This window comes from Curtobacterium sp. 'Ferrero' (genome assembly GCF_002412165.1).
GTDB lineage: Bacteria > Actinomycetota > Actinomycetes > Actinomycetales > Microbacteriaceae > Curtobacterium.
Map to the genome: position 1 here is coordinate 1 of NZ_NXIA01000038.1, position 11996 is coordinate 11996.

Here is an 11996-nt window from a genome sequence, read left to right on the forward strand (position 1 = left end):
GTCCGCCGCGCCGCGATCGCCCGCAGGTCCCAGATCGTCAACGCCGACTCCAACCGCTGCCGCCGACCCGGCAACGACGGCTTCTTGAACTGCAGCAACGGCGCCAGATCCCGCACACGCGGCAGGTGTCGCTCGATCCGCCTCCTCCGCGCCCCCGCTGTGCCCGGGCTCGCAGCCGGTGCCCCGGTCGCGGGGTCGACGCGGTGCGGGTCGTCCGTGCTGGTCATGCAGACATCCTACGTCTGGTCCTCGTGCGGACAAGCCTCCGATTCGATGCCGTGTCACCGACGTCCTCGGGGTCCGCACCTGCCATCATGTCCAGATGACAGTGAGCGTCCGCGAGGTGGCGGCCCTCGCCGGCGTCTCGATCGCCACCGTCTCGAACGTCATCAACCGACCGGAGAAGGTCGCGGAGGCGACGGCCGAGCGGGTGCACCGGGCGATCAGCGAGCTCGGCTACGTGCGCAACGACAGTGCACGGCAGTTGCGCGCAGGGCGCAGTGCGACCGTCGGGCTGATCGTCCTCGACGTCGGCAACCCGTTCTTCGCCGACCTCGCCCGCGGTGCCGAGGACGCGGCGCTCGAACGGGGGCTCGCGGTCATCCTCGGCAACTCGAACCACTCCGTGGTCCGGGAGCGGACCTACGTCGACCTCTTCAGCGAGCGGCGCGTCGCCGGTCTCCTGATCTCGCCGGCGAGCGACGACCTCAGCGCGCTCGAACCCCTCGTCGACCAGGGGACGGCGGTGGTCCTGGTCGACCAGCGTCCGACGGAGGGCGCGCTGTCCTCGGTCTCCGTGGACGACGTCTCGGGTGGTCGCCTCGCCGGCGCACACCTCCTGGACATCGGACGTCGCCGGATCCTGTTCGTCGGCGGTCCGTCGACGATCCCGCAGGTCCGCGACCGCCTGGAGGGGCTGCGGCAGGTGGTGGGGGAGCGGGGCGCCGATCGTGCCGTCGAGGTCGTGGAGGCGGATGCGCTGACGGTCGTCGAGGGACGCCGGATCGGTGCGCTGCTCACGGAACGTCCGCCGGCCGACCGTCCGGACGCCGTGTTCGCGGCGAACGACCTGCTCGCGCTCGGGCTCGAGCAGGCGTTCCTCATGCAGGGCACGGTCCGGGTCCCGGACGACATCGCACTGGTCGGCTACGACGACATCGCCTTCGCGCAGTCGGCCGTCGTGCCACTGACGTCCGTCCGGCAGCCGGCGTACGAGATCGGGTACCGGTCGATCGACACCCTCGTCGCGCAGGTCGGTGCCGACCACCCCGGAGCGTCGCAGCTGCAGTTCCTCCCGGAGCTCGTCGTGCGGCAGTCGACCGTCAGCGGCTGACCCTCCACGAGCCCGGCGAGACACACGACGTCATCGGTGTTGACACGATTCAATCCGCCTGCTTTGATTCGTTTAAACGTTCCATCGAACGCACCCGATCCCCGGCTCGTCCGGCCTTACAAGGAGGTAAGGATGCTCCACCGTTCAACGACCGCGAAGCTCATCGCGGTCGCAGGCGCCGCAGTCCTGCTCGGCTCGCTCTCGGCATGTTCCAGCGGAGGTTCCGCTGACACCGCGAACGGCACCACCACCATCTCGTTCCAGACCGGCAGCGACACCGCATCCGTGGCGACCGCCAAGGCGATGATCTCGGCCTTCGAGAAGCAGAACCCGAAGATCACCGTCAAGATCAACGAGGCGCCGGCCGGTGCCGACGCGGACAACCTGGTCAAGACCCGGCTGTCGACCGGTGAGATGTCGGACGTCTTCGCCTACAACTCCGGTTCGCTCCTCAAGGCGCTCAACCCGGACAACACGCTCGTGGACCTCTCGGACCAGAGCTGGGTGAAGGACCTCGACAGCCAGTTCAAGAGCGTCGTCAGCACCGACAAGGGGACCTACGGTGCGCCGTACGGGTCCACCTACGCCGGCGGCATCATGTACAACAAGAAGGTCTACGAGAAGCTCGGCCTGAGCGTCCCGACCACGTGGGACGAGTTCATCAGCAACAGCCAGAAGATCAAGGCCGCCGGCATCACTCCCGTCGAGCAGACCTACGGTGACACCTGGACGAGCCAGCTGACGATCCTTGCCGACTTCGCGAACATCACCGCGCAGCAGTCCGACTGGGCCAGCCGGTACACGAAGCACAAGGAGTCGTACACCGAGCAGCCCGCCTTCGCCGGCTGGCAGCACCTGGCGGAGCTGAAGAAGGACGGACTCCTCAACCAGGACTTCGCCTCGGCGACGCAGGCGAACGGGCTCAAGGCCCTCACCGACGGCACCGCCGCGCAGTACCCGATGCTGACCGTGGCGCTCGCGACGATCCAGCAGGACGCCCCGTCGGCCATCAACGACATCGGCATCTTCGCGATGCCGGCTGAGAAGGCCAGCGACACCAACCTCACGGTGTGGGAGTCGAACGGTCTCTACATCCCCAAGTCGACCACGGGCGCGAAGCTCGACGCGGCCAAGAAGTTCGTCGCGTTCGCCAACTCGACCGAGGGCTGCAAGGTCCAGGCCGACACGATGAGCGTCTCCGGCCCGTACTCGATCAGCACGTGCAAGCTGCCCTCCTCGGTGCCGACCGCCGTCACCGACGTCCAGCAGTACATCAAGGACGGCAAGGCCTCGCCGGCCCTCGAGTTCCTCTCGCCCATCAAGGGACCGAACCTCGAGAAGATCGCGATCGAGGTCGGCTCGGGCATCACGAGCGCCAAGGACGGGGCGAAGCAGTACGACCAGGACGTCGTGCAGCAGGCCCAGCAGCTCGGCATCAAGGGCTGGTGAGGACGGTGACCGCGACGCTCACGACAGCGAACCCGCCCGCCGGTTCGACCGAGTCCACGGTCGGACGACGAGCCACCCGCAAGCTGCGCTCCTTCTACCCGGCGTGGTTCCTCATCCCGGCGATCGCGCTCTACGTCGTGTTCTTCGCGGTCCCGACCTTCGCCGGGTTCTACTTCTCCCTGACCCGCTGGACGCTGTTCGACCAGACCTTCATCGGTTTCGACAACTTCGTCCGGTTCTTCCACGACCCGCAGCTCTCGAGCGGGTTCCTCCACACGTTCGAGTACGGGTTCGTGACGAGCGCGGCGAAGGTGGTCCTCGGACTCGCCCTCGCCCTGCTCCTCACGAGCCCCGTGCTCGGGCGGGGCTACCTCCGGGCGGTCGTCTTCTTCCCGGTGCTGGTGTCCACCATCGGCGTCGGCATCACCTTCAAGGCGCTGCTCGACCCCTTCCACGGCATCGTCAACGGCGCCCTGGGTGCGGTCGGGCTCCCCACCCCGGGGTGGTTCACCGACCCGAACCTCGCCCTGTGGAGCATCGCGGCGGTGGACGTCTGGAAGGGTGTCGGCATCGCCACCCTGATCTTCATCGCGGGGATCGTCGCGATCCCGCAGGAGTACTTCGAGGCGGCCCGCATGGACGGCGCCAACTCGTGGTCGATCTTCCGGAACATCACCCTCCCGCTGTCGCGTCCCGCGATGGGGACGGTCATCGTCCTGTCGCTCATCGGTGGTCTGCGGTCCTTCGACCTCATCTGGGCCACGACGGGCGGTGGTCCGGGCTTCACGAGCGACGTCATCGCGAGCGTGATCTACAAGCAGTACCAGGCCGGCTTCTACGGCCTGTCGACCGCCGGGAACGTGGTCCTCTTCATCGTCGTCACGGCGATCATGGTCCCCGTCTCCTGGCTGCTCAACCGCAAGGAGGCGGACCTGTGAGTGCCACCCAGACCCTCGTGACCGGCCGAGCGCCGGAGCGACGAGTCCGCCGAGCGACGGTGCAACGCTGGGTCGTCGGGATCATCTCGATCGTCGTGTCGTTCGTCGTGTTCCTCGTCCCCTTCGCGTTCGTGCTCCTGCAGGCGACGAAGTCACCCGCCGAGGCGAACCAGCTGCAGTTCTCGTTCCCCACCGAGTGGCAGCTGTGGCAGAACATCGAGGCGGTCTTCCAGACCGGCACCACGGGCCTGCTCCGCTCCTTCATCAACAGCGCGGTCCTCACCGTGGGCAGCGTGATCATCATGGTCGTCTTCGCCGCGATGGTCGGCTACGTCCTGCAGCGGCGTCCGAGCCCGTGGAACAAGGTCGTCAACTTCTTCGTGCTCGCCGGGCTCATCGTGCCGCCCGCGATCGTCCCGACCATCTGGGTGCTCCAGGGGCTCCAGCTCTTCAAGACGATGACCGGCATGATCCTCATCGAGGCGACCTTCGGGCTCTCGTTCTGCATCCTGCTGTTCCGGGCGTTCGTCGCGACCATCCCGAAGGAGCTCGACGAGGCCGCGGTCATCGACGGCGCCGGTCCGCTCCGGCTGTTCTTCACCGTCGTGCTGCCCCTGCTCAAGCCCGTGATCATCACGGTGGTGCTCGTCCAGTCGGTGTCGGTGTTCAACGACTTCGCGAACCCGCTCTACTTCCTGCCGGGCTCGGACAACCAGACCGTGCAGCAGACGCTCTACTCGTTCCAGACCCAGTCGGCGAGCCAGCTCAACCTGCTCTTCACCGACGTGCTCCTCATCACGATCCCGCCGCTCATCCTCTACATCTTCTTCAACCGACAGATCGTCGCGGGCATGACCAGCGGCGCCGTGAAGGGCTGACCATGGGCGACACGACCTGGACCGCCCCCTTCATCACACCGGCGTCGGAGGTCCGCGGAGCACCGTTCGTCCGGACCGAGTTCCGCGTCGACACGACCCACGGCCCGCTCGAGTCCGCCCGGCTCCGCGTCACGGCGGTCGGTGTGGTCGAACCGTGGCTCGCCGGAGCACCGGTGTCCGACGAGCTCCTCGCGCCGGGCTGGACGAGCTACGAGTGGCGGGTCCGCTCCGTCGAGCACGACGTCACCGAACGGCTGCGCGCCGTCCGTGACGGCGATCCGGTGGTGCTCGCGCTGCACCTCGGTGCCGGGTGGGCACTCGGCCGCCTCACCTGGAGCGGCGAGGGCGCGTACTACGGCAGTGAGCGCGCCGGTTCGGCCGAACTCGAGCTCCGGTTCGCCGACGGCACGGTCCGTACGATCCACACCGACGACACCTGGCAGGCCGGTCCGACGAGCACGACGGCCGACGACCTGTACGACGGCCAGGACATCGACGCGCGGCTCGGCACGACCTGGGCACACCCGGGGCCGGTGGACGGCGCCGTCGCGACACGGACCGTCGCGGTCGACGCCGCACGCGTCGTCCCCTCGCAGACCCCGCCGGTCCGGCCCCTGGACGAGATCGCCCCGGTGGCCGTCTGGACCTCCCCGAGCGGCCGCACCATCGTCGACTTCGGCGTCAACCTGGTCGGCTGGGTCCGGCTGGTGACCACCGGCACCGCCGGCACCACGGTCGAGCTGCGGCACGCCGAGGTCCTCGAGCACGACGAGCTCGGGGTGCGGCCGCTGCGGTCGGCACGGGCCACGGACCGGTACACCCTGAGCGGTGGCGCCGACGTCTTCGAACCGCGGTTCACGTTCCACGGGTTCCGGTACGCCGAGGTCCGCGGGTGGACAGGGTCCGACGACGAGCTCCGCGCGGCGCTCACGGCGGTCCGGATCGGTTCGGACCTCCGCCGCACCGGACACTTCCGGTCGAGCCACGAGCTGCTCAACACCTTCCACGACAACGTCGTCCGCGGCATGCAGGGCAACTTCGTCAGCGTCCCCACCGACTGCCCGCAGCGCGACGAGCGGCTGGGGTGGACCGGGGACATCGCCGCCTTCGCACCGACCGCGTCGTTCCTCTTCGACACGCGGGACTTCCTCGCCGACTGGCTCCGCGACGTCTGGCTCGAGCAGCAGCACCAGGACGGCATCGTCCCGTTCGTGGTGCCCGACGTGCTGAAGTTCCAGCCGCCGCTCGACGGCATCGGGCCGCAGGAGTCGACAGCGATCTGGTCGGACGCCGCCGTCTGGGTGCCGTGGGCGCTGTACCAGGCGTACGGCGACACGACGGTGCTCGCCGAGCAGTTCGACTCGATGGTGGCGCACCTGCGTCGCGTCACGTCGCTGCTCTCCCCGGAGGGGCTCTGGGACACCGTGTTCCAGTTCGCCGACTGGCTCGACCCGGACGCGCCGCCGGAGGACCCGGCGGCGGCGAAGGCCGACACCGGGGTCGTCGCGACGGCCTGTGCGTTCCGTTCCGCGACGATCGTCGCCGACGTCGCGGACCTGCTCGGCCACGCGGCCGAGGCGAGCGAGTTCCGTGGACTCGCCACGCGCCTCCAGGACGCGTTCCGGACCCACTACGTGACGGATGGACGCATCCGCAGCGACTGCACCACCGTCTACACGCTGGCGATCGTGTTCGGCATCCTCGACGCCGACCAGGAGCGGCAGGCCGGCGACCGGCTCGCCGAGCTGGTGGCGGCGTCCGGACACCGGATCTCCACCGGGTTCGCCGGCACGCCGTTCATCACGGACGCGCTGACGCGGACCGGGTACGTGGAGGACGCCTACCGGCTCCTGCTGCAGACCGAGTGCCCGTCCTGGCTGTACCCGGTGACGATGGGTGCGACGACCGTGTGGGAACGGTGGGACTCGATGCTCCCGGACGGCACGATCAACCCGGGTGAGATGACGTCGTTCAACCACTACGCGCTCGGAGCCGTGGCGGACTGGATGCACCGGACGGTCGGCGGGCTGGCCCCGCTGACGCCCGGGTACGACGAGGTCCTCGTCGCCCCGCAGCCCGGTGGGGGGCTGACGTGGGCGGAGACCGACCTCGAGACACCGCACGGCCGGGCCGCCGTGCGGTGGGACCTCGACGGGGATGAGCTGTGCATCCGACTCGAGGTCCCGGAAGCGGTGACGGCGACGGTCCGCCTCCCCGACGGGACGGAACGCCAGGTCGGCGCGGGGGAGCACCTGATCCGCTCCCCGAGCGTGGCCGCAGCCCGCTGACGGTCGTGGCGCAGGCGAGGCAGTGCCTGCGCCACGACCCCCACCGCTCCGTTCCGCAGCCGCCCGATCGACTGCTGAAACGATTCACGACACAAGGAAGTGACACCATGGCATCCACCCCGAGCTTCGCCGGGATCGCCGACCAACTGGCGACGCAGCAGATCGAGCTCCCGAGCTGGGCGTTCGGCAACTCCGGCACCCGGTTCAAGGTGTTCTCGACGCCCGGAACCCCGCGCGACCCCTACGAGAAGATCGCCGACGCCGCCCAGGTGCACCGGTACACCGGTCTCGCCCCGGCGGTCGCCCTCCACATCCCGTGGGACCTCGTCGACGACTTCGGGGACCTCAAGCGCCATGCCGAGGAGCACGGCGTCCGGCTCGGGACGATCAACTCGAACACCTTCCAGGACGACGACTACAAGTTCGGCGCGCTCACCCACGTCGACGAGACGATCCGGCAGAAGGCGATCGACCACCACCTGCAGTGCATCGACGTGATGCACGAGACGGGCTCGCGCGACCTGAAGATCTGGCTGGCCGAGGGGTCGAACTACCCCGGCCAGGAGGACATGCGATCCCGGCAGGACCGCCTGCACGACTCGCTCTCGACGATCTACGACCGACTCGGCGCCGACCAGCGGCTCGTGCTCGAGTACAAGTTCTTCGAGCCGTCGTTCTACCACACGGACGTCCCGGACTGGGGCACGAGCTACGTGCAGACCGCGGCGCTCGGTCCGAAGGCGATGGTCTGCCTGGACACCGGGCACCACGCCCCGGGCACGAACATCGAGTTCATCGTCATGCAGCTGCTCCGGCTCGGCAAGCTCGGCAGCTTCGACTTCAACTCGCGCTTCTACGCCGACGACGACCTGATCGTGGGTGCGGCCGACCCGTTCCAGCTGTTCCGGATCCTCGTCGAGGTCATCCGTGGAGGCGGCTACGACAACCCGGACGTCGCCTTCATGCTCGACCAGTGCCACAACGTCGAGGACAAGATCCCCGGCCAGATCCGGTCGGTCCTCAACGTGCAGGAGATGACCGCCCGCGCGCTCCTGCTCGACCGCGTCGCGCTCACCGCCGCGCAGGAGGCGCACGACGTGCTCGCCGCGAACGCGGTCTTCATGGACGCGTTCCAGACCGATGTCCGGCAGGACCTCGCCGCCTGGCGCGAGTCCCGGGGCCTGCCCGCGGACCCGATGCGCGCGTACCTGGAGTCCGGGTACCAGCGGCAGATCGCCGACGAGCGCGTCGGCGGCGTGCAGGCCGGCTGGGGTGCCTGACCGGCACCCGTGACCACGAAGGAACGCGACAGACCATGACCGACACCAGCCTGGAGGCACGGGTGGACCCCGCAACGCACGCCACGACCGCGAACCCCACGACGGCCGACGCGACCGTCAGCGCGCTCATCGCGCGCTCGAACGCGCTCGGCTCCGACCCGCGGATCACGAACTACGCGGGCGGCAACACGTCCGCGAAGGGCACCGACACCGACCCGGTGACGGGCGAACCGGTCGAGCTGCTGTGGGTGAAGGGGTCCGGCGGCGACCTCGGCACCCTGACGCCCTCGGGCCTGGCCGTCCTGCGGGTCGACCGGGTCCGCGCGTTGCGGAACGTCTACCCCGGGGTGGACCGCGAGGACGAGATGGTCGCGGCGTTCGACCACACGCTCTTCGGCAAGGGCGGGGCGGCGCCGTCGATCGACACCGCCATGCACGCCCTCGTCGACGCGGCGCACGTGGACCACCTCCACCCGGACGCCGGCATCGCGATCGCGACCGCTGCGGACGGCCCGGCCCTGACCGAGCGGGTGTTCGGCGACCGGGTCGTGTGGGTGCCCTGGCGCCGACCGGGGTTCCAGCTCGGACTCGACATCGCCGCGATCAAGGAGCAGCACCCCGAGGCGATCGGCACGATCCTCGGCGGGCACGGCATCACCGCGTGGGGCGACACGTCCGACGAGGCCGAGGCGAACTCGCGCTGGATCATCGACACCGCGGAGGCGTACATCCGCGAGCACGGGAAGGACCGGCCGTTCGGCGCCGTCCGTCCCGGCTTCGCAGCACTCCCGACCCACGAGCGGCGGGAGCGGGCCGCCGCGCTCGCACCGACCATCCGCGGCATCGCCGGGCACGACCGGCCCGTCGTCGGCAGCTTCACGGACAGCGACGTCGTGCTCGACTTCCTGGCCAGCGAGCGCGCCGAGGAACTCGCGGCACTCGGCACCAGCTGCCCGGACCACTTCCTCCGCACCAAGGTGAAGCCGCTCGTCCTCGACCTGCCCGCGACCGCGAGCGTCGAGGAGCAGATCGCACGCCTGCGCGAACTCCACGAGGCGTACCGGGCCGAATACCAGGCCTACTACGACCGGCACGCGACCCCGGACAGCCCGGCGATCCGCGGTGCCGATCCGCTCATCGTGCTCGTGCCGGGCGTCGGGATGTTCTCCTACGGCAAGGACGCGCAGACCGCGCGGGTCGCCGGCGAGTTCTACGTCAACGCCATCAACGTCATGCGCGGCGCCGAGGCGCTGAGCAGCTACGCGCCGATCGACGAGGCCGAGAAGTTCCGCATCGAGTACTGGGCGCTCGAGGAGGCGAAGCTGCAGCGCATGCCCGCGCCGAAGAAGCTCGCCACGCGCATCGCCCTCGTCACCGGTGCGGCGAGCGGGATCGGCAAGGCCATCGCGACGCGCCTGGCCGCCGAGGGTGCCGCGGTCGTCATCGCCGACCTCGACGTGCTCAAGGCCGAGGCCGCCGCCGCCGAGATCGGCGGACCCGACGTCGCGATCGGCGTCGGCGCGAACGTGACGAGCGCGTCCGACATCGAGCGCGCCGTCCAGGAGACGCTGCTGCACTTCGGCGGCCTCGACCTGGTCGTCAACAACGCAGGCCTGTCGCTGTCGAAGTCGCTGCTCGACACGACCGAGCAGGACTGGGACCTGCAGCACGACGTCATGGCGAAGGGGTCGTTCCTCGTCTCCAAGGCGGCGGCGAAGGTCCTCATCGAGCAGGGACTCGGCGGCGACATCGTCTACATCTCGAGCAAGAACTCGGTGTTCGCCGGACCGAACAACATCGCCTACTCCGCCACCAAGGCCGACCAGGCGCACCAGGTGCGGCTGCTCGCGGCCGAGCTCGGCGAGCACGGCGTCCGGGTCAACGGCATCAACCCCGACGGCGTCGTCCGCGGCTCGGGCATCTTCGCCAGCGGCTGGGGTGCCAACCGCGCGAAGACCTACGGCATCGACGAGCAGGACCTCGGCAAGTTCTACGCGCAGCGGACGATCCTCAAGCGGGAGGTCGTCCCGGAGAACGTCGCGAACGCGGTGGCCGCCCTCTGCACGGACGACTTCTCCCACACGACCGGCCTGCACGTCCCGGTCGACGCGGGGGTCGCCGCCGCGTTCCTCCGATGAGCACGGGCAGCGTCGCCGCCGTCGACCTCGGGGCCACCAGCGGACGGGTCATCGTCGGGCACGTGGCGGCCGACGCCGTCCGGCTCGAGCCGGTCGGGCGGTTCCCGAACGGTCCGGTCGCGCTGCACGAGGACGACCGCGAGGTGCTGCACTGGGACGTCGTCGAGCTGTACCGCCAGGTGATCACGGGGCTGCGCACGGCGTTCGGTCGGCACCGCGCCCTCGCGAGCATCGGCATCGACACCTGGGCGGTCGACTACGGGCTGCTGCGCGGGGGACGACTGCTCGGCCTGCCCGCGCACTACCGCGACGAGCGGCACGAGCGCGGCGCCGCGGCGGTGCGGGGCCGCATGCCCGCGCACGAGCTCTACGCACGGAACGGGCTGCAGCACCTGCCGTTCACCACCGTGCACCAGTTCGCCGCCGACCCGACGCTCCCGCTCGCCGAGCGCGCGCTCCTCGTCCCGGACCTCCTCGGGTACTGGCTGACCGGGGTCGAGGCGGCCGAGCGCACGAACGCGTCCACGACGGGGCTGCTCAACGCGAGCACGCGGACGTGGGACCCGGCGTTGCGGGCCGCCGCGGGCCTCCCGAGCGGGCTGCTGCCCACGCTGCGCGACCCGGGAGACCGACTCGGCCCGCTCCTGCCGACGGTCGCCGACGCCGTCGGCGGGCAGGCGCCCGTCACCCTGGTCGGGTCACACGACACCGCCTCCGCGGTGGTGGCGGTCCCCGCCACCACGTCGGACTTCGCGTACATCTCCTCCGGGACCTGGTCGCTCGTGGGCGTCGAACTGGACGGCCCGGTCCTGTCGGACGCCGCCCGGCGCGCGAACTGCACGAACGAGGGCGGCGTGGACGGCCGGGTGCGCTTCCTCAAGAACGTGTCCGGACTGTGGCTGCTCTCGGAGAGCGTCCGCACCTGGGAGCGGGACGGCGACGCCGTCGACCTGGAGGCGCTCCTCGCGTCCGCAGCCGCCGTCACCACGCCCGTGCCCGTGTTCGACGTGGCAGACGACGTGTTCACGGCACCGGGCGACGTCCCGGCCCGGATCGCGGCGTGGTGCACCGAGCGCGGCCTCGCCGCCCCCGCCTCGCGCGCCCAGGTGGTCCGCTCGATCCTCGAGTCGCTCGCGGTGGCGTACGCGGAGACGCTGCGCACGATCGCCGAGGTCTCCGGCAAGGACATCCGCGTGGTGCACGTCGTCGGCGGCGGGTCGCAGAACCGGCTGCTCTGCCAGCTCACCGCCGACCGCACCGGGCTGCCGGTGCTCGCCGGGCCGGTCGAGGCGACGGCGCTCGGCAACGTCCTCGTGCAGGCGCGCGCCCTCGGGATCGCGGGCCTCCGCGGCGCCTCGCTCGAAGCCCTCCGCGACCTCGTCGCCAGGACCGTCGAACCGGTCCGGTACACCCCTGCCCCGGGCTCCGACGCCCGGTCGTTCCCCACCACCGTCAGGAGTCACGCATGACCACGACCGACGATCAGCACCGGGTCGACCCGGCCACGGGCGCTCCGGCGCCGTCCCCGGGACCGGTGTCGGGTGCCCGGCTCCGCGTGCAGCGGCAGGTGCCGCGTGTGCGGGATCTGGCGCCGTTGATGCAGTTCAAGAAGCCGTCGTTGCCGGGTCGGCGGCAGCGGTTGGAGTCGGCGTTGACGATCTGGGACCTGCGGGCGATCGCGGCGCGGCGGAC

Annotated in this window: 8 protein-coding genes and 2 pseudogenes; 9 read left to right on the forward strand and 1 reads right to left on the reverse strand. The window is 70.3% G+C overall.

What is annotated here, in order from left to right; genetic code table 11:
• A pseudogene (locus tag Csp2054_RS17250) lies at window positions 1-227 on the reverse strand (alpha-hydroxy-acid oxidizing enzyme); the annotation flags it as partial.
• Between the two features lie 95 nt (window positions 228-322).
• Between Csp2054_RS17250 and Csp2054_RS17255 the strand changes: the two are divergent.
• From Csp2054_RS17255 to Csp2054_RS17295, 9 genes and pseudogenes are all read left to right on the forward strand, one after another.
• A complete protein-coding gene (locus tag Csp2054_RS17255) occupies window positions 323-1333 on the forward strand; it encodes a LacI family DNA-binding transcriptional regulator (RefSeq protein ID WP_096900790.1) in 1011 nt (336 codons plus the stop codon).
• 132 nt (window positions 1334-1465) lie between these two features.
• Complete coding sequence (locus tag Csp2054_RS17260) at window positions 1466-2782, forward strand: ABC transporter substrate-binding protein (RefSeq protein WP_096900791.1); 1317 nt, start codon at window positions 1466-1468, stop codon at window positions 2780-2782.
• Window positions 2783-2787: 5 nt separating this feature from the next.
• Window positions 2788-3720 (forward strand): carbohydrate ABC transporter permease, encoded by a 933-nt coding sequence (locus Csp2054_RS17265; RefSeq protein WP_411897166.1) that lies wholly within the window; start codon window positions 2788-2790, stop codon window positions 3718-3720.
• Complete coding sequence (locus Csp2054_RS17270) at window positions 3717-4598, forward strand: carbohydrate ABC transporter permease (protein WP_255252804.1); 882 nt, start codon at window positions 3717-3719, stop codon at window positions 4596-4598. The genes Csp2054_RS17265 and Csp2054_RS17270 overlap by 4 nt, the downstream gene beginning before the upstream one ends.
• A gap of 2 nt (window positions 4599-4600) precedes the next feature.
• Window positions 4601-6886, forward strand: coding sequence for an alpha-L-rhamnosidase (locus tag Csp2054_RS17275; RefSeq protein WP_096900792.1), 2286 nt, complete (start codon window positions 4601-4603; stop codon window positions 6884-6886).
• A gap of 107 nt (window positions 6887-6993) precedes the next feature.
• Window positions 6994-8166 (forward strand): L-rhamnose isomerase, encoded by a 1173-nt coding sequence (gene rhaI / locus Csp2054_RS17280; RefSeq protein ID WP_096900793.1) that lies wholly within the window; start codon window positions 6994-6996, stop codon window positions 8164-8166.
• Between the two features lie 35 nt (window positions 8167-8201).
• Window positions 8202-10304, forward strand: a complete 2103-nt coding sequence (locus Csp2054_RS17285) for a bifunctional aldolase/short-chain dehydrogenase (protein ID WP_096900794.1) — start codon at window positions 8202-8204, stop codon at window positions 10302-10304.
• A complete protein-coding gene (locus tag Csp2054_RS17290; protein ID WP_096900795.1) occupies window positions 10301-11773 on the forward strand; it encodes a rhamnulokinase in 1473 nt (490 codons plus the stop codon). Before Csp2054_RS17285 ends, Csp2054_RS17290 begins: the two co-directional genes overlap by 4 nt.
• Window positions 11770-11996: pseudogene (locus Csp2054_RS17295) on the forward strand (hypothetical protein); the annotation flags it as partial. The gene Csp2054_RS17290 and the pseudogene Csp2054_RS17295, both read left to right, overlap by 4 nt.